This window comes from Hylemonella gracilis (assembly GCF_004328645.1).
Lineage (GTDB): Bacteria > Pseudomonadota > Gammaproteobacteria > Burkholderiales > Burkholderiaceae_C > Hylemonella > Hylemonella gracilis_B.
This window is the reverse complement of record NZ_CP031395.1, coordinates 449983-472347: the sequence shown is the minus strand read 5'-3', so window position 1 is coordinate 472347 and position 22365 is coordinate 449983. Positions and strand designations below refer to the sequence as shown.

Annotated in this window: 28 protein-coding genes; 15 read left to right on the top strand and 13 right to left on the bottom strand. The window is 63.2% G+C overall.

Annotated elements, in window-relative coordinates:
• Window positions 1-8 precede the first annotated feature (8 nt).
• Both DW355_RS02295 and DW355_RS02290 read left to right on the top strand, forming a co-directional pair.
• The gene (locus DW355_RS02295; protein ID WP_131277707.1) at window positions 9-527 is read left to right on the top strand and encodes a carboxymuconolactone decarboxylase family protein; all 519 of its coding nucleotides are present in this window, start codon (window positions 9-11) and stop codon (window positions 525-527) included.
• On the top strand, window positions 524-1138 hold the full coding sequence (locus tag DW355_RS02290; protein ID WP_131277705.1) for a hypothetical protein: 615 nt from the start codon (window positions 524-526) through the stop codon (window positions 1136-1138). Before DW355_RS02295 ends, DW355_RS02290 begins: the two co-directional genes overlap by 4 nt.
• An 89-nt stretch (window positions 1139-1227) precedes the next feature.
• On the opposite strand, the gene DW355_RS02285 is transcribed toward DW355_RS02290, so the two are convergent.
• Together DW355_RS02285 and DW355_RS02280 are read right to left on the bottom strand one after the other, a co-directional pair.
• Window positions 1228-2241, bottom strand: a complete 1014-nt coding sequence (locus DW355_RS02285) for an aldo/keto reductase (protein ID WP_131277703.1) — start codon at window positions 2239-2241, stop codon at window positions 1228-1230.
• A gap of 76 nt (window positions 2242-2317) precedes the next feature.
• Window positions 2318-2965 carry a glutathione S-transferase family protein gene (locus DW355_RS02280; protein WP_131277701.1) on the bottom strand — a complete coding sequence of 216 codons (648 nt, stop codon included), beginning with the start codon at window positions 2963-2965 and terminating at the stop codon, window positions 2318-2320.
• A gap of 171 nt (window positions 2966-3136) precedes the next feature.
• On the opposite strand from DW355_RS02280, the gene DW355_RS02275 reads away from it, so the two are divergent.
• Window positions 3137-4051, top strand: coding sequence for a LysR substrate-binding domain-containing protein (locus tag DW355_RS02275; protein ID WP_131277699.1), 915 nt, complete (start codon window positions 3137-3139; stop codon window positions 4049-4051).
• On the opposite strand, the gene DW355_RS02270 is transcribed toward DW355_RS02275, so the two are convergent.
• Entirely contained in the window at window positions 4043-5086 is a 1044-nt protein-coding gene (locus DW355_RS02270) for an MBL fold metallo-hydrolase (RefSeq protein ID WP_131282195.1), read from the bottom strand. The two genes, DW355_RS02275 and DW355_RS02270, sit on opposite strands and share 9 nt — an antisense overlap.
• A 92-nt stretch (window positions 5087-5178) precedes the next feature.
• The gene (locus DW355_RS02265) at window positions 5179-6204 is read right to left on the bottom strand and encodes an SDR family NAD(P)-dependent oxidoreductase (RefSeq protein WP_131277697.1); all 1026 of its coding nucleotides are present in this window, start codon (window positions 6202-6204) and stop codon (window positions 5179-5181) included.
• A gap of 135 nt (window positions 6205-6339) precedes the next feature.
• On the opposite strand from DW355_RS02265, the gene DW355_RS02260 reads away from it, so the two are divergent.
• The 4 genes from DW355_RS02260 to DW355_RS02245 are packed head-to-tail and all read left to right on the top strand — an operon-like array spanning window position 6340 to window position 8555.
• Complete coding sequence (locus DW355_RS02260; protein ID WP_131277695.1) at window positions 6340-7296, top strand: AraC family transcriptional regulator; 957 nt, start codon at window positions 6340-6342, stop codon at window positions 7294-7296.
• 47 nt (window positions 7297-7343) lie between these two features.
• On the top strand, window positions 7344-7658 hold the full coding sequence (locus DW355_RS02255) for an ArsR/SmtB family transcription factor (RefSeq protein WP_131277693.1): 315 nt from the start codon (window positions 7344-7346) through the stop codon (window positions 7656-7658).
• 1 nt (window position 7659) lies between these two features.
• Complete coding sequence (locus DW355_RS02250) at window positions 7660-8142, top strand: SRPBCC family protein (protein WP_131277691.1); 483 nt, start codon at window positions 7660-7662, stop codon at window positions 8140-8142.
• On the top strand, window positions 8139-8555 hold the full coding sequence (locus DW355_RS02245) for a GFA family protein (RefSeq protein ID WP_131277689.1): 417 nt from the start codon (window positions 8139-8141) through the stop codon (window positions 8553-8555). Before DW355_RS02250 ends, DW355_RS02245 begins: the two co-directional genes overlap by 4 nt.
• Window positions 8556-8589: 34 nt before the next feature.
• Here the strand turns inward: DW355_RS02245 and DW355_RS02240 are convergent, their stop codons facing one another.
• Window positions 8590-9486 (bottom strand): LysR family transcriptional regulator, encoded by an 897-nt coding sequence (locus DW355_RS02240; protein WP_131277686.1) that lies wholly within the window; start codon window positions 9484-9486, stop codon window positions 8590-8592.
• A 97-nt stretch (window positions 9487-9583) separates the two neighbouring features.
• Here DW355_RS02240 and DW355_RS02235 point away from each other — a divergent pair, with 97 nt between their 5' ends.
• From DW355_RS02235 to DW355_RS02195, 8 genes are all read left to right on the top strand, one after another.
• A complete protein-coding gene (locus DW355_RS02235; RefSeq protein ID WP_131277685.1) occupies window positions 9584-10606 on the top strand; it encodes an NAD-dependent epimerase/dehydratase family protein in 1023 nt (340 codons plus the stop codon).
• 131 nt (window positions 10607-10737) lie between these two features.
• Window positions 10738-11049 (top strand): hypothetical protein, encoded by a 312-nt coding sequence (locus DW355_RS02230; RefSeq protein WP_006296817.1) that lies wholly within the window; start codon window positions 10738-10740, stop codon window positions 11047-11049.
• 11 nt (window positions 11050-11060) lie between these two features.
• Window positions 11061-11579, top strand: coding sequence for a hypothetical protein (locus DW355_RS02225; RefSeq protein WP_165493107.1), 519 nt, complete (start codon window positions 11061-11063; stop codon window positions 11577-11579).
• A gap of 227 nt (window positions 11580-11806) precedes the next feature.
• Window positions 11807-12571, top strand: a complete 765-nt coding sequence (locus DW355_RS02220; protein ID WP_131277683.1) for a hypothetical protein — start codon at window positions 11807-11809, stop codon at window positions 12569-12571.
• Between the two features lie 761 nt (window positions 12572-13332).
• Window positions 13333-13950 (top strand): hypothetical protein, encoded by a 618-nt coding sequence (locus DW355_RS02210; protein WP_131277679.1) that lies wholly within the window; start codon window positions 13333-13335, stop codon window positions 13948-13950.
• 170 nt (window positions 13951-14120) lie between these two features.
• The gene (locus DW355_RS02205) at window positions 14121-14642 is read left to right on the top strand and encodes a DUF2199 domain-containing protein (RefSeq protein ID WP_131277677.1); all 522 of its coding nucleotides are present in this window, start codon (window positions 14121-14123) and stop codon (window positions 14640-14642) included.
• A gap of 176 nt (window positions 14643-14818) precedes the next feature.
• Window positions 14819-15139 carry a hypothetical protein gene (locus DW355_RS02200; RefSeq protein ID WP_131277675.1) on the top strand — a complete coding sequence of 107 codons (321 nt, stop codon included), beginning with the start codon at window positions 14819-14821 and terminating at the stop codon, window positions 15137-15139.
• A 145-nt stretch (window positions 15140-15284) separates the two neighbouring features.
• Entirely contained in the window at window positions 15285-15707 is a 423-nt protein-coding gene (locus DW355_RS02195; protein ID WP_131277673.1) for a YrhB domain-containing protein, read from the top strand.
• Between the two features lie 202 nt (window positions 15708-15909).
• On the opposite strand, the gene DW355_RS02190 is transcribed toward DW355_RS02195, so the two are convergent.
• Genes DW355_RS02190 through DW355_RS02155 form a run of 8 tightly spaced genes read right to left on the bottom strand, consistent with a single transcriptional unit; the run spans window position 15910 to window position 22320 of the window.
• Window positions 15910-16479, bottom strand: a complete 570-nt coding sequence (locus DW355_RS02190) for a nuclear transport factor 2 family protein (RefSeq protein ID WP_131277671.1) — start codon at window positions 16477-16479, stop codon at window positions 15910-15912.
• Between the two features lie 17 nt (window positions 16480-16496).
• Window positions 16497-17780: an amidase gene (locus DW355_RS02185; protein ID WP_131277669.1), complete on the bottom strand. Its 1284-nt coding sequence runs from the start codon at window positions 17778-17780 to the stop codon at window positions 16497-16499.
• A 33-nt stretch (window positions 17781-17813) separates the two neighbouring features.
• Window positions 17814-18320: a flavin reductase gene (locus DW355_RS02180; protein ID WP_131277667.1), complete on the bottom strand. Its 507-nt coding sequence runs from the start codon at window positions 18318-18320 to the stop codon at window positions 17814-17816.
• Window positions 18321-18372: 52 nt separating this feature from the next.
• Entirely contained in the window at window positions 18373-19350 is a 978-nt protein-coding gene (locus DW355_RS02175; protein WP_131277665.1) for a PDR/VanB family oxidoreductase, read from the bottom strand.
• 13 nt (window positions 19351-19363) lie between these two features.
• Complete coding sequence (locus DW355_RS02170; protein WP_131277663.1) at window positions 19364-20122, bottom strand: SDR family NAD(P)-dependent oxidoreductase; 759 nt, start codon at window positions 20120-20122, stop codon at window positions 19364-19366.
• 10 nt (window positions 20123-20132) lie between these two features.
• A complete protein-coding gene (locus DW355_RS02165) occupies window positions 20133-20621 on the bottom strand; it encodes an aromatic-ring-hydroxylating dioxygenase subunit beta (protein ID WP_242671275.1) in 489 nt (162 codons plus the stop codon).
• 23 nt (window positions 20622-20644) lie between these two features.
• Entirely contained in the window at window positions 20645-21946 is a 1302-nt protein-coding gene (locus tag DW355_RS02160) for an aromatic ring-hydroxylating oxygenase subunit alpha (RefSeq protein WP_131277661.1), read from the bottom strand.
• A 14-nt stretch (window positions 21947-21960) separates the two neighbouring features.
• Complete coding sequence (locus tag DW355_RS02155; protein WP_131277659.1) at window positions 21961-22320, bottom strand: IacB protein; 360 nt, start codon at window positions 22318-22320, stop codon at window positions 21961-21963.
• Between the last annotated feature and the right edge of the window lie 45 nt (window positions 22321-22365).

The window sequence follows — 22365 nt, the reverse complement described above, 5'->3', positions numbered from 1 at the left end:
CCGCCGACATGCGCATCGCACCCATCACACCCGGGTCCAATCCTGACTTGGCCGCGCTGGAGGCGCGCATCGCGCAGGCGCGCGGCCGCATCTCACCGCTTTACCAGGTACTGCTCAACAGCCCGCCCATGGCCGAGGGCTGGGAGCAACTGCTGTCAGCGGTGCGCAACCGCAGCACCTTGCCCGCGGACCTGCGCGAACTGGTGATCCTGCGCGTGGCGGTGCTCAATGGCGCGCCGTATGAGTTCGACGCGCATGTGCCGCATGCACGCGCCGCGGGGGTGCCGGAGACCCTCATCGAAGCGCTGCGCCTGCCGTCCCTCAACGCGATTGAGAGCCTGGGTCCCCTGCAGTCGTCGGCACTGCGGCTGACGGATCAGATGACGCGCGACATCCAGGTCGATCCGGCCCTGATGCACCAACTCGCATCCTCGATGGAGGAGCGCCAGTTGCTCGACCTGGTGGTCACCATCGCGGCCTACAACATGGTGTCGCGCCTGCTGGTGGCGCTGGAGGTGGGCCATTGAAAAGCGCACCCCTGTCCGTCGATTGTCTGTTGTTGCGCGCCAGCCTGCGGGAATTGCAACACGAGTTGGGTGAGGACTGGATCGGCAAGCTGCGTGCCGCCTATCCGGAGGCGGCCTCGCTGCGCTTTGCGCATCACCCGCAGCAGGATCTGGTGTACGGCTATCTGAACCTGCCGCGCCGGCTCCCGCTCGAAGAGGTGGTCTGGCGTGCCTGGAAGGCGCGCCTGGCCGTGCTCGGGCTGGCCGCGGCCGAATTGCATCGCCTGGAGAAGCAATTGGATCTGTCCGGTGCGTCGACGGGAGCGGTGCCGCACGCGCATTACGTGGTCGAAACCGATGCGAACGAGGGTTGGCTGGAGGAGATCGAGCGCTGGTACGCCGTCGAGCACATGCCGGGCCTGGCCAGCGTGCCCGGATGCGTGCGAGCCCAGCGCTGGACTAACCACGACGGGGGGCCGCGCTCCCTGGCTTGTTATGACCTGGTGAGCGAAAGCACGCTCGGCTCGCCGCCCTGGCTGGCGGTCCGGGGCACACCCTGGAGCGACCGCACGCGGCCCCATTTCCGCAACACACGACGGACCATGTTCCAGCCATTGGAACCCAAGACCTGAATCTCGCTACTGTCCCCGCGCACACCGCGCAGGGACCAGGCGACGATGGGGCGTGTCACGGAGTCTTGGCGTGGCGTTGTCGTGTGCGGTCAGGCGCCGCCCGGCAAGGGCGCCGTCGGATGCACCACACCCGCCGCGCGCAGCTCGCGCCAGAAATCCGTCGGTACCCGTTCGTTCAGTGCGGCACGGTCCTCGGCGATGCGGCCGGGCTGGCTGGCGCCGGGAATGACGGCCGCCACGGCTGGATGGGCCAGGGCGAACTGCAGGCCGGCGGCCTTCATGCTGATGCCATGGCGATCCGCCAGGGCCTTGATGCGCGCCACCTTGTCGAGGATGGCGGGCGTGGCAGGCGCGTACTCGAAGTTCGGCCCGCCGACCAAGGCGCCTGAGCTGTAGGGGCCGCCCACCACGATGCCCAGGCCCCGCTCGCTCACCTTGGGCATCACGCGTTGCAAGGCGCGTTCATGGTCCAGCAAGGTGTAGCGACCGGCCAGCAGGAAGCCATCCGGGCGCGGGCCCTGCAGGTCCAGAAGCAGCTCAATGGGCTCCACGCGGTTCACGCCCAGGCCCCAGGCTGTGATCACGCCTTCGTCGCGCAGTCGGTCCAGTGCCTTGAAGGCGCCCTTGCGCGCGCTTTCGAACACACCCAGCCATTCGTCGCCATAAAAGTCCTGGGCCACGTCATGGACCCAGACGATGTCGATGCGATCGGTCTGCAGGCGCTTCAGGCTGTCCTCGATGGAGCGCAGGGTGGCGTCTTCGGAGTAGTCATTGACGATCTTGTTCGGGCGGCCGTGCTTGAAGACCTCGCCTTTCTCGCCCAGATCGCGTGTGCTCACATCTTCCACTTCGTCGAGCACGAGGCGGCCGACCTTGGTGCTGATCACATAGTCGTCGCGCGGCTTGCCGGCCAGCGCTTCGCCCATGCGGAATTCCGCGAGGCCGGCACCATAGAAGGGCGCGTTGTCGAAGTAGCGGATGCCGTCGCTCCAGGCGGCGTCGACGGTCGCCCGGGCTTCAGCCTCCGGGATGGCGCGGAACATATTGCCCAGCGGGGCGGTGCCGAAGCCGAGTCGGCCAGGGAGCAGGTCTTGGAGTGCCATGATGAAAATCCTTTCGGGAGTCCAGTTTTCGTTTGGGCGCGGCATGGGTGTGTCCGCCGCGCCCGGGTGATGAACATCAGTCGGCGGTGGCCGGTGCGCCGAAGGTCGGCAGCGGGTTGGGCGTGACCAAGCCTTGCTTCACCGAGTCACGGGTCAGCATGCGGTCGAACCAGGCCTTGAGCTTCGGATAGTCATCGATCGGGAAATGCATTTGCACTGCGGTCCAGATCCAGCCCATGAAGGCGATGTCGACGATGGAGTAGTCGTCGCCGAGGAACCAGGGCTTGCCGTCTTGCAGCAGCTTTTCGATGACACCGGTCAGGCGTTCGGCCTCATAGCGGTAGCGGATGATGGCGTAGGGCACTTTCTCCTGCGCGAACAGTGTGAACCAGGCGCGCTGGCCGAACATGGGGCCAACGCCCGAGGCCTGGAAGAACAGCAGTTCCAGCGCGCGCTGGCGCAGCTTCGGATCGGTCGGCAACAGCTTGCCGGTCTTCTCGGCCAGGTAGAGCAGGATGGCGTTGGATTCAGAGATCGTCAGGCCCGTGTCGTGGTCGACGATGACCGGCACCTTGCCGTTCGGGTTGAGGGCCAGGAACTCGGGTGTCTGGCCGGCGCCCTTCCAGATCTCGACGACGTTGATTTCGTGCTTCAGGCCGAGTTCGAGCAGGGCGATGGACACCTTGTGAGGGTTCGGGGCGCCGTAGGCGTAAAACGTGATCATGGGGTTCTCCAGTGAAAGGTTCGATGCAACAGGGTCAGAGGTGGGGCGAAGGGGCTGCAGCAATCCCGGAGTGACCCGGAAACCTTTCGCTGGGGTCAATGATGGAGAGGAATGAGCTATTGATCCAATTTATTAGTTGAATTCCAGATATTCATTCAACATAATGACTGGGTGAAGTACGACCTGAACCTGCTGCCGGTTTTCACCGTGTTGATGGAAGAGCGCAGCGTGACCCGCGCCGCGGAAAGGCTGGGCATCACGCAGCCCTCGCTCTCGAACGCGCTGAATCGCCTGCGCGAGATGCTGCGCGACCCCCTGTTCATCCGCGAGCGTTATGGCATGCAGCCGACGCCCAAGGCCGAGGAACTGGCGCCGGTCATCACGGCGGCGCTGGCCAGCCTGGACGGGGTGATCCTCGGGCAGCAGGAGTTCGACCCAACGCGAGCGCAGCAGCTCATCACCATCGCCCCGAACAGTTACGTGGAATTCGTGCTGGTACCGGCCCTGGTGGCCAAGCTGCGCGAGCGCGCGCCTGGCATCCGGCTGCGCTTCACGCCCTACGGCAGCGATCTGGTGGAGACCGGGGTCGTTTCGGGGATGACCGCGATGGCGCTGGGCCGCATTGCCGACCCGCCGGACAACCTCATCGTCCAGCACCTGACGGACGATGGCCTGGCCTGCATCGTGCGGGCCGACCATCCGCAGATCGAGAACAAGATCACCAAGCGACAGTACGAACAACTCAAGCACGTCAACGTGCTGCCACCGGGGCGCCTGCGTGTGGGCCTGTTCCAGGCCTTGCAGCGCACAGGGCTGAAGCGCGAGGTGGTGGTGTCCGTCACCAACTTCCTGGCTGTTCCGGAGGTTGTCGCTGTGACGGACTACTGCGCGACTTTGCCGCGCCTGATCTGCAAGCACCTGGCGCGTGACACCCGACTCAAGGTCTTGCCCTCACCCGTCGACCTCGGCACCTTCCCGATGGAAATGGCCTGGCACGCGCGCTACCGGCATGACCCGGCGCACCGCTGGCTGCGCGCCCTGGTCGCCGAGACTGCGCAGGAGCTTGGGGCGCCCGCCTCAGCGTAGGTCGCGCCACCAGGGCGCCTGGTCTGCCGTTCCCAGCGTCTCCCCGGGCCGCGCCAGCGACAGGCGTTCGCCCACGCCCGGCCAGGCCAGCTGCGTGTTGCCATCCGCTTGCGCCAGCGCGCTCAAGCGTTCGAACGGTTCCTTCCACGGGTGCAGGCCCAGGTCGAAGGTGCCGTTGTGGATGGGCACCAGCCAGCGGCCGCGCAGGTCCTTGTAGGCCTGCAGCACCTCTTCCGGCTGCATGTGGACTTCGGCCCAGCGCTCGTCGTAAGCGCCGCATTCGAGCAGGGTCACGTCGAAGGGGCCGTAGCGTTCGCCAATGGCCTTGAAGCCATCGAAGTAACCGCCATCGCCGCTGAAGAACAGGCGCTGCCCGCCGTCAATCACCACCCAGGACGACCACAGCGTGCTGTTCGCATCGCTCAGTCCCCGCCCGGAGAAATGCCGTGCGGGCGTCGCGACAAAACGCAGGCCGTCGATCTCGACGCTGTCCCACCAATCCAGCTGCCACACCTTGGCCGGATCCACGCCCCAGGCGATCAGGCGGTCGCCCACGCCCAGCGGCGCGACGAAGTGTTGGGCCTTGTCCGCCAGTGCCAGGATGCTGCCGTGGTCCAGGTGGTCGTAATGGTCGTGTGACAGCAGCACGCCTTCGATGGGCGGCAGCGCGTCGAGTGCGATGGGCGGGGCGTGGAAGCGTGCGGGGCCCATCCACTGCACGGGGAAGGCACGTTGCGCGAACACCGGGTCGGTCAGCCAGAACCGGCCGCGCAGTTTCAGCAGCAGCGTCGAATGTCCCAGACGGTAGAGGCTGCCGTCCGGCGCCAGCAGCAGGGCGTCGCGCGTCAGCGCCTGCACGGGAATGGCATCGGTCGGGGCCGAGCCTTGGGGCTTGTCGAAGATGAAGGCCCAACCCAGCTTCAACCCTTTCCAGAGGCCGGTCGGCGCGATGGGCTGGGTGTTTTCGAAGCGGCCGTGCTTCCATTGCGGCGAGCTGCTGTGGCCCGTCTTCTGCGGCGTTTCGCCGCAGGCCATGCAGGTCAAGGCCAATAGGGGCGCCAGTCCGCTGGCAAACCGGGTACGACCGCTGGTGGGCGTGGTTCGAGGGGAGTTCATGGACAAGTCGTTCATGGGTAAGTCACGCCGGTGAGCGTTGTGCTGAGGGTCCAGAGTTGCTGGGCGGCTGCCGGGTCCACGGCGTGCGCGAACACACCGGCCTGGCTGCGTGCGGCAACCTGGTGCCAGTCGCTGCCGGTCGATGCGCCGACCAGCGGCGCCACGTCGCCGTCCTCGCAGTACAGGCCGCCCAGGCCCGCGAGCCGGGGGCTGGTGGCGCACCAGAGCTGCGTGGCGGCGCCTTGGGCCACGTTCTTGAAGCCCTTGGCCGCGTCGACCACGGGGCGGCCCTGTTCGTCGATGGCGCCGACGGCGCGCAACTCGTCCTGGCTCAGGTGCTTGGCGAGGTTGGTGTCCACGATGCCGCCCGGGTGAACCGAGAAGGCCCGCAGGCCCTGTGCCTGGCCGCGATGGTCCAACTCCAGTGCGAACAGCACATTGGCCGTCTTGGACTGGCCGTAGGCGGCCCAGCGTTCGTAGGGACGGTGCTCGAAGTGAAGATCGTCGAAGACCACGGGCGAGAAGCGGTGCCCGCGCGAGGACACCACGACCACGCGGGCGCCCGTGGTTTTGCCCGCTGCCGCCAGGGCTGGCCAAAGCCGCCCGGTCAACTGGAAGTGGCCGACGTGGTTGGTCGCGAACTGCAGCTCGAGTCCGCGGGCGTCGAGCTGCCGCTCGGGCAGGGCCATGATGCCCGCGTTGAGGATCAGCAGATCGAGCGCTTGTCCTTCGGCCAGAAAGCGGGCGGCAAAGCGGTCGATGGAGGCTGGGTCCAGCAGGTCCATGGGCCAGACCTCGACACCGGGGATCTCAGCCAGTTCCGCCTCGGCACGTGGCACGTCGCGTGCGGGAGCGATAACCCGCGCACCGGCCGCGACCAGGGCGCGTGCCGTTTCCCGTCCCAGGCCGGAGTAAGCGCCGGTCACGATGGCGGTGCGGCCGGCGAGGGAAATGCCACGCATCACCTCATTTGCCGTGGAGGTGGCGTGGAAACCGGAGCCCAGCGGCTGCTGGACTGGCAGTGTGTAAGCACTCATTCTGGAATTCCTTGAAGCAGTGGAGGCCGCGGGGCTGGCGGTCGTGCCTGGTGTTTCGGCAGGCGCCAGGCTCGGCGGAGGATGGCAGTTTGGGCTAAAGTGGTCGAACTTTGAATGCTTCGGAAGCCGCGAATCATGATTGAAAGTTCAGAAATCGGCGTGGACCCGCTGTCCGACTTGATCCGCGTGGCGGAACTCCAGACGGTGGTGTCGGGCGAGTTGCGCGCCAGCGGCGCCTGGTCCCTGCGCATGCCCCGGCCCGAAGGGCTGAAGTTTTTCGCCATCCTGCGCGGCCGGGCCTGGCTGCAACTGGAAGGCGGTGAACCCTTGGCCCTGGGCCCGGGTGACGTGGTGGTGCTGCACTGGGACCGCAGCTTTCTGCTCGCCAGCGACCTGGCCGCACCCGAGCAGGACGTGCGGGTGCTGTTCCGCGAGGCCTACGAAGCGGGGGCCAGTCGCAGCCCGGTTGTGACGCTGGGTGACGGCTCGGAATTCCAGCAGCTCGGCGGCCATGTGCAGCTCGACGCCGAGCGCGGCCTGCCGCTGGCCGAGGTGCTGCCGCCGTTGATCCATCTGCGCGGCGACGCGCCCGAGACACCCGTGCTGCGCTGGCTGGTGGAGCGGCTGGTGCATGAACGCGGGGCTGCGCAGAGTGGCCATGTCCTGATGACGGAACAGCTGGCGCAGATATTGTTTCTCCAGGCCCTGCGCATCCACCTCGCGCATGGCGATCAGGTGCCGCCGAGCTGGTTGCGCGCCATGACCGACGAACGCTTGCAACCGGCCCTGCGCCGCATGCACGCGGAGCCGGGCCGGGATTGGCAGCTGGAAGAACTGGCCAGTGCTGCAGCCATGTCGCGCACCGGTTTTGCCGTGCGCTTCAAGGCGCTGGCCGGCGTCTCGCCACTGGCTTACCTGACGCAGTGGCGCATGCAGCTCGCACGGCGTGCCCTGCGGCGCGACCCGCGCCCCTTCGGCGCCTGGTGCGCGGACCTGGGTTATGCCTCCGAAAGCGCCTTCAGCCACGCCTTCAAGCGCGTCACCGGCCTGTCACCGGCGCAGTACCGCGTGGGGCGACAGGTAGCGGTTTGACATGCAGGCATTTACCTGCATATAATGAGCGCGCACACACACCACGAATGGACGCTGACAAGGTTTTCAAGGCGCTGGGCGACCCGACACGCAGAAGGTTGCTCGATCTGCTCTGCGAGCAGAACGGGCAGACACTGGGCCAGCTCTGCGAGCACCTGGACATGGCGCGGCAATCGGTGACGCAACACCTGGGGCTGCTCGAGGACGCCAATCTGGTCAGCACCGTCTGGCGCGGACGCGAGAAGCGGCACTTCATCAACCCGGTGCCGCTGCACGAGGTCTACGAGCGGTGGGTGCGCAAATTCGAACGTCAGCGGCTCAGCCTGCTGCACGACCTGAAGAAGGAACTCGAAGGAGAGTGACATGGGCAAGGAAAAGACCAGCTTCGTCTACGTGACCTACATCCGCTCGACACCGGACAAGGTGTTCGAAGCCATCATGAAACCCGAGATCGCGCGGCGCTACTGGGGTCATGAAAACGTCTCCGACTGGAAGCCAGGCGCCGAATGGCAGCATGTGCGCGACGACGCACAGCGCGCGGTCCAGGTGTTGGGCAAAGTGGTCGAAGTGACGCCACCCAAGCGCCTGGTCATCACCTGGGCCAGTCCCTCGCGCGCCGACGACCCGGAGGCCTACAGCCGCGTGACCTTCGACCTGGCGGAATACGAGGGCATGGTGCGGCTCACGGTTAGCCACGACGAACTCGAGGCTGGCAGTGGCATGGCCAAGGGCGTGACGCAGGGCTGGCCTATCGTCCTGTCCAGCCTGAAGTCCCTGCTGGAGACCGGACAAGGCATCGACGTATTTGCCAAGGCCAAGGGGGCCACGAGCGGGGCCTGTTCGTGAGTCTGGACTACAGCGGCGGCTGCGCCTGCGGCGCGATCCGCTACACCACCCCGCACGTGCCCGTCTTCCAGAACCACTGCCAATGCCGTGATTGCCAGCGGCGCAGCGGCACCGGGCATGGCTCCTGGCTGACTTTTGCCGCGCAGGCCGAGATGACTATCACGGGCGAGGCCACGCAGTGGGAGGTCGCGGGCGACAGCGGCAACGTGAAGCGCCACGCCTTCTGTCCGGTCTGCGGCACGCCGGTCTTCCTGCGCTTTGCCGCGATGCCGGATCTGATCGCCGTCCCCGCGGCCAGCCTGGACGAGCCGGAGCGGTTCGCGCCGCAGGCGCTCACCTACCGCGTGCGGGGGCTGGTCTGGGATGCCGTCGATCCTTCGTTGAAGGCCTTCGAGCGCATGCCGACAGCCTAGGGCTTCTCGGAAATCGCGGCTCAGGAGTGGCGACTTAACCCTGGCCTTGGGTGTAGCGCCGTAAGCCTTCCACCAGCGCGTCAAAGACGGCGCGAAAGCGCGGGTTGCTGCGCAGGCCTTCGTGCATGACGACCCAAGTCGTCAGCGGAAAAACAAATTCATCGGCCAGCACGCGCACCAGCTCCGGTTCGCGCCGCGCCAATTCAACCTGGCAGGCACCAATGCCTGCCCCCGCTCGCAGCAGCGCCCGCTGGGCCAGGTCGCTGTCGCAGCGCCAGGCGAAGTTCTCGCGTTTCCAGAGCGGCTGTCGCTCGCTCGCGGCGCGGATGAACGGCGTCTCCTGGTCGAAGCCGATCAAGGCGTGCTGCGCCAGATCGGCCATCTGCTGGGGCTGGCCGTGCGCGGTGATGTAGCTGCGGTGCGCGTACAAGCCAACGGGCACCTCGCCCACGCGCGTGGCCAACAGCACGTCCTGCTGCGGCGAGGTCATGCGGACCGCGATGTCTGCTTCGCGCCGCACGAGGTCTTGCACCTTGTTGCTCAACACCAGCTCAATCTCTAGCCGCGGATGCTGTTCGCGCAGGGCCACCAGAATAGGTGGCAGCACCTCGACGCCCACTACCTCGCTGGCCGACACACGCACGGCGCCCCGGATGCCTGCGCCCAGGCCGCGCGCGTTGCGTTCGAGCGCGGCGGCCGTGCTGTGCATGGCTTCCAGGTCCTCGCGCAGGGTCAAGGCCAGGTCCGTGGGCAGCAGCCCGGTCTGCGAACGCGTGAAGAGCGCCACACCCAGCGACTCCTCCAGCGCCGAAATGTGGCGGCCCACGGTCGGCTGCGCCAGGCCCAGCGCGCGGGCGGCGCCCGACTGTGAACCCTCCTGCAGCACCGCCAGAAAAGTCCGATACAGCTCCCAGCCTATGGTGTTGGTCATGCGGAAATGTATGGCAGCTCTGCACATTTAGGCAATTTCCTTTTTGTCGGCCCAGCCCAAGAATCGGCGCCATCGCAACTTTTCTTGGAAAACGGACATGCAGGACATCAATACGACTGGCATCACGAATACAGCACTCGTGCTCGGCGCCACGGGTGGTATCGGCGGTGAGGTAGCGCGGCAACTGCGCGCGGCGGGTTGGCAAGTACGAGCCATGAAGCGCGGCGCGAAAGAATCAGTCGACGCGGCGGGCATCGAGTGGCTGGGCGGAGACGCGCTGAACGAGGCCGATGTGATGCGGGCCGCGCAGGGCTGCTCGGTCATCGTCCACGCGGTCAACCCGCCCGGCTACCGGCGCTGGGCCGAATGGGTGTTGCCCATGATCGACAACACGATCAAGGCGGCGCGCGCCCAAGGTGCAACGGTTGTGCTGCCCGGCACGGTCTACAACTACGGCCCGGATGTGTTCGCGCAGCCCATCCGCGAAGATGCTCCGCAAAACCCGACCACCCGCAAGGGCGCCATCCGCGTCGCGCTGGAGCAGCGCTTGGCCGATGCCTCAGCTAGCGGCGAGATGCGCGTCATCATCGTGCGAGCGGGGGACTTCTTCGGCCCCAAGGCCGGTAACAACTGGCTGGCCCAGGGCATGGTGAAGCCGGGGCAAGCCGTCGCCGCCGTGCAGCTGCCGTCAGCCTGGGGCGTTGGACATCAGTACGCCTACCTGCCCGACGTGGCCGCCACCATGTTGGCCCTGTTGCAGCGGCGCCATGAACTGCCCGCCTTTGCGCGCTTCCACATGGCCGGGTATTGGGATGCCGATGGCCGTGAATTCGGACGCGCCATCCAGCGTGTGGTGGCGCGTCGGGGTGGTCATCTACCCAAGCTGAAAGCTTTCCCCTGGTGGCTGCTGCGACTGGCCTCGCCCTTCGTGGCGACGCTGCGTGAGCTGATGGAGATGCGTTATCTGTGGTCCACCGAAGTGCGGATGGACAACCAGCTTCTGATGCGCACGCTGGGGAAGGAACCGCATACGGCGCTGGAGGTGGCGATAGAGGCGACGTTGGTGGGGTTGGGGTGCTTTCCCGTGGAACGAGGTCCGGTTGCGCGTACGGTTGGCTGAAAACGGCCAGAAGCGGACGTCTATCTGACCGAACAACAGCGGTCATTTGATACCTCGTTCGGAGGATGGTTCAAGGCGATAAGCGTCCATAAAATCGACTCTTGCGATCTACAACACCTACGCATCACCAAATGACTTCTCAGGAAATCATTCGCCTCATTGAGGAAGACCTAAAAAACGCGGGCTCCATGTTCGTTTGGTCTGGTCGCCCTTTAGTGGAATGTCTACTCGATCCGAAAAAGCAACGATTCCTGAACAGCCACCAGAACAATACCCCGGAAGAGCTGTGGCTTGTCTTCGAAGAAGGCCCCAAATCCGGGGAAGGCTACAAGGTTGTTTACGACGAAGACCTCAAAATGTTTGGCCTTGCCGTGAATGGGATTTCCGAACCGGTACTCTTAGGGCTTTATGGTGGGTTCGTTGAGACATTGAACTCAATGTAAAGGCAAATCTCATGTATGTCGTATCCGGTGAGGACCATCCACGCGAGCTCTCATCTCTGCCTCAGTCCTCGATTGGCGCACCTTGTCCAATGCTCATAGCCGATGAGCACTCGCTGCGCATCGCGTTCTACTTAGAAGAAGATCGCCTCACCTCTGAATGGGCTTGTGCGACGGCTCTTTCTCCTTCTGTAGGTGATTCCGATGATCTGTGTGCAGTGGTCAAGTTCTCGATGGTCTACGCTCACATGTTTGGTCCACCCAATGACGAAGCCTTCTCCTCTCATCCCTTAGCTTCACGTGGGCTTTCTCCCTACGCCGCGTTTGAGGTAGTTCATTCGTCTTGGCTGCGCTCGCTTGAAAAAATGAACCAAATTCATCCATACCATCGACCTGAGCGCTTTTCACGGTACAAGCATTTCATACTCTCGTTTCATGACACCACGTTCGAATGCCTAGCCGAGTCCTTCGATGTTTCCTTGCGTCGCGGCAGCGTTGGGCGCGTACTCTCAATCGCCGCGAATGAGGACTGACACTCTGTGAGCTAACGTGTCACGCAAGCGCTACGTTCCGTATTAGGCTGTTCATGTCGAACAGCCAGCGTCCGATTTTCCAGCGGCCCAACTGCTGCAATAGGTAGAGGGTGACTAGCAAGACTGCGGCGATTCAACGTCAAAGACGTGATTGAAGCGATATCTAACATGTCGTTGACCAAAAATGCCCCGCGGTATCGCACCGGTCAAATTTGAAGTTAGAAGCCATGAAGCTACATCGCATTCGATTTAGTATTAGTGATCTTCGAACAATCCCAGACGATGAGCGCCCACTGCTAATTGCATTAGCATTCGCCATCAACGAGATCACCGTTCTCAACAAGCTCGTAGCGATTTCCTCTCACATCTCGTCTGGCCCAACTTGGGTTGTCCAAGCCGAACTCGCACAGGCAATGATCCTTGCTCGAACACTCTTCGGAAAGTTGAGCGAATTCTGGGCGCTCGTTCAGAAGGGGTATCTCAAGTCGCCGTTATCGTCTCGGTATGAAGGTATCCTGCCCGAATCGGCATGCAAGTCGTTGGCTTCGCTCAAGCAGCACTTCGGGAAGAAGAGTCTTACGAACACGATTCGCAACACAATGGCCTTTCACTTCTCTCTCGAGCACGCGGGCGCTGAGATGCCCACTGAATTGCCAGGTGAGGAGCTATCCATCTACATGCATCCGAGTGTAGGCAACTCGCTATATCAATTTGCCGAACTACTGATGAATTTTTCGCTGTACGAAAAGATCGCCCCCACCAATCCAGAGAAGGCAGCGCACGCCGTGTTTGAGGAGTTGTCTAAGGTCGTCGGGGATGCAAGCGACTTCGGTCAGTGGCTCATCATTGAGATCCTCGCGCGGAGCTTGGGGGATGCTCGACTGCAGGCCCTTTTGGACACCGTAGATGTGCCAACCCCGCCAAGTTATCTCAGCTTGTCGCTGCCCTTCTATTTTGAGATGCCTGCACCATCTCCAACGTATCGCGTCTAGTCCTTCAATCAACCGGCATCCAAAAGCTGGCAGAGTTTTCTGTTGGATGCTGCTTATATCGAATGTTGCGCGACTGTTTTTCTAATGCCACGACCGACCGCAATGGGTCGAAAGTGACAAGCAAATCCAGGTAATTCTTATGCCACGTTTCGAGATATACAGCGATTCTTCGCTTGTAGGATGGTCAGAGCTTGAGTTAGGCGACGCGCCTATGGGCGTTGCATTTGGGCGGTTTCTACCGGCACCAGGCTACGCAGCCATCCAACCAGTCGTGGTGGCAGCAGCCGGAGGACCACTTCTAGAGGACCTCCGACTCTCAATTCGGGAGGCCAGTGGTTACGTTCTCCAAGCCAGCGGCGGTGTTCAAATCGCTGACTGCTCTGCGGAGCTAGGTCCAGAGGGCCTGGAGATCTCAATCCTCGGCATCTCATATCCCAGCTACGAACTTCTCTTTCCTGAGCACATAGCTGCATATGAGCGCCGTTTCCCTAGTCCCGACTGACCAAGCAGAAGCCTGTTGGCTCCAAGTACTTTCAGCATTGAATGTCAGCTTCGCTAACCAGTGACCGTCCGCAACGGGTCGAGAGTGACTAGTAAACATAAGTTGATTCAGGTATTCGCGTCAGAACTCATGATGCGACTGGCAAGTGCAGGAGTTGAGATGCAACTCGATATCTACCCTTTAAAAATGCAACCCACTCCATCGCTCGAGCCGACTCTCACTGGCACAGCACTCGCAGCTTAAATCCAACGTTAAACCAATGCCCGACCTGAAATACCAAGAGCGGCGCGCTGAGACCGATGCTCGGTTCGCAGCAATGCATGCCCTCGATGAAAATACCAAGGTTCATCAGTCACCATCCGGTCGGTACTCGTTGCAAATCACGGAGTACACCACGGGCCAGAATTCCTGGAACTACACGCGTGGGCTTGTGCTCCGCAACGCAACGTCGGCGGTAGTAGCTGATGTAAAAAGGAATTACGGTGTCTTTTGGTTTGCCTGGGTGCAACGCAAAGACAAGGAGTACCTGCTCTGCGGCGAGGACTATCAAGGCTACAACGTCATCGATCTAGACGCGGAAGTCAACGCAACGACCTTCCCGCCGGAGGCGTACAAGGGACAGGGCTTCTGCTGGGCTACCGCGTATCCCTCACCTACCGGAGACACGATCGCTGTTGAGGGTTGCTATTGGGCTTGTCCTTATGAGTTGGTCTTCTATGACTTCACAAACCCAGCGCAAAGCCCGCTACCTGAAATTTCCCGAATCGAAGATCTGGACCGAGCCCAAGGGTGGATCAATGAAGTTGAGTTTCGCTTCTCCGTTGGCGAGAGTGAGGCTCGGCAAACTCGTACATGGCAGCGGAAGCCTCGCGAGTGATCTATCTTCTGTTCGACGGGCCAAGCGCAACACCGACGCCACTTACATTCGACTTTGAACGACCGCTTTCCAGTTTGGTCGGCGTCCGTAATGGGTCGTCATCCGAATACCGCATTGAGCCGAATCTGATAGTCTTCCCGTCCATATCAAGTAAGGCCTAATACCCCGACATGGCGGCGATATTCGCTTTCAAGTGCAGTTGTTGCGATGAGATCCACGAGGGCTCGCCGAGCTTCGGCTTCAAGGCTCCAGATCAGTACACCAGTCTTTCGGAAGACCAAAAATCGCAAATGGCGGTACTTTCGGAAGACTTCTGCACCATCACGCACTCTGAAGGAACCGACAGGTTTATTCGAGCGGTTCTCGAAATATCGATACTCGGAGTCGAGCAACCATTCTTGTGGGGAGTATGGGTGTCCCTCAGCGAGAAGAGCTTCAATCGCTACAAGGATACCTACAACGAACCAGTCATTGGTGAAAGCCTGTTTGGCTGGGTCTGCAACACGATTAGGTTCTACCCATACGCACACCCAAGGCCCGCTGATGTGGTTATCCAAGGTGCTCGCTCTAGACCGCTAGTTGTTCTACACCGAGGCGAGCCAGAGGATGACCCATTGGTCATCGACCAAGTGCAAGGTATATCTGTTGCCAAAGCACAGGAACTAGCGGAGCGTGCGCTCCACGAGGCGTAACCCGTTGGTCAAGCGGATGACTATTGGTACCGAATATTCTTAATGCTGAATGTCTGCTTCGAAAATCTGTGACCGTCTGCAACGGGTCCCTTGCTGATACTCAACTATTCCTTCGAGAGAGAATTTTCCGGTTTATGCCTTCCGAGGGTCTCATATGGAAAAATTTACACAGTCAAATGACGCTTCGTCCGATTGCTAAGGTAGTGCTTGACACGAATCTCGGGTTGCTCGTCATTCCCAAAACCGAGAGCCATGAAATGTACGAGTACATCTACAGAGCAGCAAACGGTTTGCGCTGGAATCCAGAACATCATGCCTTCTGTGCGTATGAGCCAAAGCGCTGGGAACCAGAGGAGTTACTGCAACACATCGCAGCCACAGTCGTTGGGGAGCTTGGCGAGCAGCTCCATTTCACACAGCAAACTTCTTGGCATGGTATTTCGCCAGAGCTCGAGCGCAAGCTCCGCAACGCACTGCAAAAATCGGATCGCGTATGAGTACTGCGCCAAACCTGTCACTCAAGCAGACGTGCCATCAAAGTTGAGCGTCTGCTTTCCGTGCCACTGAGAGACTCATATGGGTCGAGAAAAGAAGACGGAACCATGCTGGACTTGGCCAAAATCGGACGGGCGGCAAAGTTAAATGAAATCGGAGGAAGCGTTGGCTGAGACTTGGGAGGAAGACGAGCGGGCTCGCAAAGAGCACAGTCATCAAGAAGCCGACGCAGCCGCAATGTTGTCACGCGAGCAAGCCGATCACCTTGTTGCCTCATACCTCGCACGCGCCGAGGACGAGATGAGTTCGTTTGGTTCTGCGCTTCCTGGAAACGACAGAAAGCCGAAGCACCAGCTCACTGTGACGAGCGTTTCGGATTACGACTTTGGTTGGGTGTATCGCTACAACACCAAAGCGTTCATAGAGACGGGTGACTTTTCTTATACGCTGGTGGGCAATGCACCACTCATTGTCGATAAGATTGACGGGGGCCTCTACGTCACTGGTACAGCTCGGCCGCTCGAGTACTACATTGCGCAATTTCGCGTAGGTATCCGGAGCCGTGCTTAACATCGTTGGGGCGGACGCGTGGACGATAAAGTGCCAAGCACATGGCGCAGCGTGCGCGCCGCAAGACTCAACCGTTGAGTGGCCGCTTTCCATCTGAGTGATCGACCGCTATGGGTCGAAAGCACGCATCGACTATCTTCTGGTTCAGACCTGAAATCGGCAGCGAAAGCCGCCGTAGTGCGGCTTTGTTTGGTGGTTAGGCTCAGGGCCGCATCAACACCGACTGACTCGGAAACGCCTCGGCAAAGTTCTTCGGCAATGGCGTGACGAACACGTTTTCCGTCCGCGTGCGTGCAATCTTCCAGACCCCATCCACCGTCTTGAACAGGTTGTTCAGCCGGCTGGAGCGCAGCAGGGATTTGCCGTCGGAAAACAGCCAGGGTTGCATGTGGATCCATTGCCCGTCGGCGTTGTGGCCGTCCGCGTGCACATGGATCTGTTCGCTGGTCAGGTAGTGCGCGTTGAGCAGCAGGGCCGGGTCTTTCTTCTGGCCCCAGAAGTTCTGGAAGTGCTTGCGGATCGCGGCCTTGCCTTCGGCGCGGCCGAACTGCCCGTTGTAGTAGCTGCCCACGCCTTCCCAGATGGCGTCTTCCGCATACAGCTCCAGAATCTTTTCAATGCGCTCGGCGTCGTCGGCCACGGGTTCGGGGCAGGGCGTGTCGCAGAGGAACATGTAGCGGGCCTGCAGGCGGCGCACGTCGGCCTCGGCTTCCAGCACGGAGACACGTTTCTGCAAGTCCTTCACGGCTTGCGTGAGTTGGGCTTCGGTCATGGTGGCGCTCTTCAGATTCAGGCGGTGAGTTGCTTCAGCATCCACGCGGATGCGGCCAGCGTGGCGCGGTCGCTGTGCAGGGGGCCCACAGCCTGCAGGCCCACGGGCAAACCTAACGGGCCTTGCGTGAAAGGCAGGTGCACGCAGGGCAGGCCGAGCAGCGTCCAGAGGCGGCACCAGGTCGGGTCGCCAGTGCCGCTTTCGAACAGCGGCGCCTCGCCGGCGGCGCTGGGGGCCAGCAGCACGTCGCAGCGCGCGTAGAGCGCGGGCAAGGTGGTGCGGGTTTCCTCCACGTAGCGCAGCTGCGCCGCGTAGTGGGCGTGGTCCATCTGCAGGCCTTTGTCGATCACGCCGCGCAACCCTGCGCTGATCGCGTCCCCGTGGCGCAGGCGTTCGTCGGACAGGGCGCGGGCCGTCTCGAAGGCCATGATGTCGATGTGCGCCTGCGTGAGTTGCGCGTGGTCGGGCGATAGAGGAACGTCCACCACTTTCGCGCCTGCAGCAGTGAGTTTTTTTGCGGCGAGTTCGAAGGCAGCATGGGTTTCGGGCAGCAGCTTGTCCGCGTGGGGCTTGCACAGGCCGATGCGCAGGGGCGAGTGGATGGCAGGCAAGTCCAGCAAGGACTTGTCGCCGCTGAGCACGGCGGCGAACAGCGCCACGTCGTCCACCGTGCGCGCCACGCAGCCGATGGTGTCCAGCGTATGGCTGAGCGGCTTGACGCCCACGCCCGAGATCAGGCCATGCGTGGGCTTGTAGCCCACCACGCCGCAGTAGGCCGCGGGCCGGATGATGCTGGCCGCCGTCTGCGCGCCGAAGGCCAGGGGCACCATGTGGTCGCCCACGGCCGCGCAGGAGCCACTGGACGAGCCGCCCGGCGTGTGCTTCAGGTTGCGCGGGTTGCGCGTGGGGCTGGCTTGGAAGGTGCTGAACTCGGTTGTTGCCGTCTTGCCCAGCATCAGCGCGCCGGCTTCGCGCGCCAGGGCCACGGGCGCGGCATCGGCGCTCGGGCGGTGTCCGGCGTAGATGGGCGAGCCGTACTGCGTGGGCATGTCGTGCGTGTCGAACACGTCCTTCACGCCGATGGGCAGGCCGTGCAGCAGGCCGCGCACGGGGCCCTGGTCCAGCGCGCGGGCCTGCGCCAGCACCTGTGCTTCATCCACATGCACCCAGGCGTGCAGTTCGCCGTCACGTTCGGCGACGCGCGCGAGGCAGGCCCGGGCGACCGCTTCGGCGCTCAGACTGCGGCTCTGAAGGCCGCGGGCGAGGTCAGTGGCGGAAAGCCGGTGGAGGTCGGGTGTCATGGGCAGTGCAATGTGTTTCAGCGGTTCGGCGGTTCAGGTCAACCGGGAATCTGCGCTGAGGTGGTGGTAGGCGCGGTTGAAATAAGCCAGTGCCTCGTCCTCGGGACGGGTGCGCACGCCAAACACGCGGCAGATGCAGACGTCGTGCGTGCCGATGACGTGGGTGTCCACCACGCGGCAGTCGAGGTTGATCAGCGCGTCGTGCAGCGCGGGCGCGCCGGAACTCAGCGCGTCCCAGCTGCCGTGGGTGAAGCGTTGCGCCTGCCCGAGTTGCGGGTCGGCAAAGGCGGCCGCGAGAGGCTGTTGCGCGGGCGTGAGCACATTGACGCAGAGCACGGCGTTGCGCCGGAACAGGGGGTTGGACGGCGCCGCGCTGCGCATGCAGACCAGCACGGTGGGCGGCTCGTCCGACACGCTGCAGACCGCGGAGGCTGTGAAGCCCGCCCGCCCCGCAGGGCCGTCGGTGGTGATCAGCGTGACCGCGCCGGTCAGCAGGGCCAGCGCGCCGCGGAATTCTTGCGAGGTGACGGGGGTGCTCATGAGGGTGTCTGCGGGTCCGGGAAGGTCCGGCCACCAGGGCCGGACCCAGGGTCTAGAGGTCCAGCACCAGGCGCGGCGTGAGCGAGCGCGAGCAGCAGATGGTGATCTGCTCGTTGGCCGCTTTCTCTTCGTCGGTCTGGTATTCGTCGCGGTGGTCGGGCGTGCCCTCGATCACGTTGGTCAGGCAGGTGCCGCAGATGCCCTGTTCGCAGGACACCTGCACGCGGATGCCGATGCGCTCCAGGGCGTTGGCGATGGTTTCTTCCGCTTCCACCACCACTTCCTTGCCGCTGGCCTGGGCCACGACGGTGAAGCTGTCGCCGCCCTTTTGCACCTCGACCTGGAAGAACTCGTAGTGGATGCGCTCGGCCGGGAAGCCTTGCTCGCGCGCCGTGGCCATCACCCAGTCCATGTAGCCCTTGGGGCCGCAGACATAGACGTGCGCGCCGGGCGGGGCGGCGCCGAGGATGGCGGCCGCGTCCGCGCGTTGCTGCGCCGGCGTGGGCGCGTTTTCATCGAAGTGCTGGTGGATGCGCGTGGCGTAGGGCGTGGCGCCCAGCTCCTCGCTGAAGGCCATGTGCGCGGGCGAACGGCTGCTGTAGTGGAACTCGAAGTCCATGCCCGTCTTGTGCAGGGTGTGCGCCATGGCGATCATGGGCGTCACGCCGATGCCACCCCCGAAGAGGTAGGCCTTGCCGGCGCCCGCGCCGGTGATCAAGGGGAAATGGTTGCGCGGCGCGCTGATGCTCAGTTCCACGCCTTCCTTCAGATGCTCGTGCACCGCGACCGAGCCGCCACGCGAATTGGCGTCACGCAGCACGCCGATGCGGTAATGCGTTCTGTCGGTGGGATCGCCGCACAGCGAATACTGGCGGATCAAGCCACCGGGCAAGTGCACGTCGATGTGCGCGCCCGCCTCGAAAAGGGGCAGCGGGCTGCCGTCGGTGCTGACCAGGGTGAAGAGGGCGATGTCCTGGCCGCTGGCCTGTCGTTTTGCAACACGAACGCGAAGAGTCTGGGCAGAAGTCATGTGGGTCTGGGTGTCAACGCATGAAGATGCCGCCGTTCAGGTCCCAGGCTGCGCCAGTCACATAACCGGCTTGACGCGAGGCCAGATGCACCAGGGTGTCGGCGATGAAATCCGGATTCCCCAATTGGTGAACCGGAATGACATTGTCGATGATGTGCTGGAGCTTTTCCGCCGGCACGGTGGCGCGCACCGTGGGCAGGTCGATGGGGCCGGGGGCGATGGCGTTGACGGTCACGCCCGCACCCGCCAGTTCCTTGGCGACGACCTTGGTCAGCACCAGGATGCCGGCCTTGGACGAGGCGTAGTGCGCCCCCGCCGAAGTGCCGCCGTTCTGCCCGGCCAGGGAGGCCAGGTTGATGATGCGGCCGTACTTCTGTTCGGCGAAATAAGCCCCGAACACCTGGCAACCCAGGAAGGTACCGCCCAGGTTGGTGGTGATGACGTGGTTGAATTCCTCGGGGCTGATCTGCATCAGCGGGGTGTGCAGGGTCACCGTGGCGTTGTTCACCAGCACCTGCGCGCCGCCCCACTTCGCCACCAGCGCATCGCGCGCGGCCTCGAAGTCGGCCTTCTGGCGGATGTCGAGTCTCAGGGCCATTGCGGTTGCGCCGCTGGTGTCCAGCGTTTTCGCCACGGCTTCGGCCTTGTCCAGGGCCAGATCGGCCAGGGCCACCTTGTAGCCCGCGGCGTGCAGGCGACGGGCGATGGCCTCGCCCAGGCCCTGGGCCGCGCCCGTCACCAGGGCCACATCCGGGGTGGAAACTTGCGTCATGCCGGGCTCCTCACAGGATGTAGCCGATGGTCTGCAGCACGTCGTCGGCGTTGATCAGCTTCACGACCTTGCGGACGATGCGAAAGCCGGTTTCATGCCGCCGCAAGGTGTAGACCAGGTTGGCCGTGTACTGGTGCTGGTTTTCCTTGCGGAAGTCGGTCAGGAACTGGGCGCAGCGCACGGTCAGGGTGGTGCCATCGTCCTCGACAATGCGAAAGCGCGAGGCCATGCGCACGGTGCGTGGTTCGGGGCTGGTAGAGATGGATTCGCCACCCGTCAGGCGCCGCACGCGCATCTGGCGCATCTTGGCGTTGTCGTAGGCGTAGTTCAGCGTGTTTTCGTGGTCCGTTTCGCGCGGGTCGATGGGCACGATGTAGAGCCCATCCTCCTGCCAGAGCTGGAGCCATTCCTCGTACAGTTCGTTGTCGAGCATGTCGGCCTCGGCCCAGAGGAAAGCCGTGACGTCGTTCAGCACGTCGGTTTGCAATGCGGTGTTCATCGGGAATCCTTGTCGTGCCTGGCTCAGGCGGTCATGGACTTGAGCCATTGGCGGTAGGCCGCGCGCATGCCGGTTTCGGCGCTGACGTCGCCGCGCGGGCCGTCGGTACCGGGTTTTTCACCGGGCAGGCCGCGGTTGACCATGATCCAGAGGTCCTCGCCCGCGCGTGCCCCCTTTTGCACACGTTCCCAGGCCTCGCCATCGTCCGGCGTGCCGAAACCCATGGGGCCCTGGAAGTGTTCGTGCAGGCGCAGCCGATACTGGTTGGCGATGGCCGGGCCGCCGTCCATCACGATGGCTGCGTGGTGGATCTCGGTCTCGTTGACCGAGACGGGCCGCAGCACGCGGAAGAAGGCCATGGAACAGGCCACATTGGGGTAGAGGTTGAGGTTGAAGCCGGTCCCACCCACGGCCCGCACGATGCGGCGCACCTTGGCTTCGTCGTGGCCTTCGTCGCGCAGGGCCTGGGCCAGTTCGGCGAAGCGGTCGGGGATGGGCTTGTCGAGATCGGCTTCCAGGTCGATCAGCTCGGGGATCATCACCATCACGCTGTGGCCGTTGCCCAGGTCTTCCACATAACCGGGGCCGTCCACGAAGTCGAAGGTCTTCTTGGCCTGCTCGTCCAGGGAACTCAGGAAGCTCTTGTGCACCAGCGGGAAGTGGTAGGCGTCGGTGGTGTTCTCCAACTGGATCTTCCAGTTGCCGGGGAAGGTGAAGCGGTGCTCGCCCGCGACCTTGACCGGGTAACCACCGGCCTGCTTCATGAAGAGGTCCATCCACTTCTTGGCCGGGCCCAGCCATTCGGCCAGGGGCATGAGGTCGTCCTTGAAGGTGGCGAAGACCATGCCCGCGTACTCTTCGACGCGCAGGCTCACGAGGCCGAGCTTGTCTTTCTCCAGCGTGTCCCCGTAGCTTTCCGGGTGGGGTACGCCGCGCAGCGAACCGTCCAGGCCGTAGCCCCAGCCGTGGTAGGGGCAGACGAAGCTGGCGGTCTTGCCCTTCTTGTGCTCGCAGACCGTGGCGCCGCGGTGGCGGCAGCGGTTCAGCAGCACATGCAGTTCCTTCTTGCGATCGCGCACCAGCACCACGGGCTGTTGGCCGATCCAGGTGGACTTGAAGCTGCCCGGCTCGGGCACTTCGCTGACGTGGCCGACCCAGATCCAGTTGGAATAGAAGACCTTGTCCATCTCTTCCGTGAAGATGGCCGGGTTGGTGTAGAGCGAGGTGTGCACGCGATCGGGCTGCACCAGTTCGGCGTAGGGGATCGGCGTGGCTGGCGCGCTGCCTGCGGCGGACGCGGACTGGATGGGGATGACGGTACTCATGGGATGCTCCTTGCTCAGACCGGGAACTCCAGTTCGCGGCCGATGCGGGCCTCGACCTTGGCGTACTTCCATAACTTGTAGGTGCCATCGCCCACCGGCGTGGTGCGCCACAGATTGCAGGCGGCCACCACGGTGTCGTAGTCGGGGAAGTCGCAGAGGAAATAGGTGGTCCACGGGGCCTCGGTGGAGGCGCCGACCTGGATGCGGTCGTCGTCGAAATTGCCCAGCACCTTGACGCCGGGCAGCGAGGTCAGGCTCTTGTACATGGCCAGCGTGGCCAGCCAGACTTCCTTCTGCTCGGCGGGGGTGGCGTCGAAGAAGTTCTGGTTGACGCCCATGCAAAGCAGCACGCGCAGGGGTTTCTTGTCGCTCATGGTGGTTCCTTTCGTGGTGGTGTTCGGTGGGGTGGCAGGGGCGGG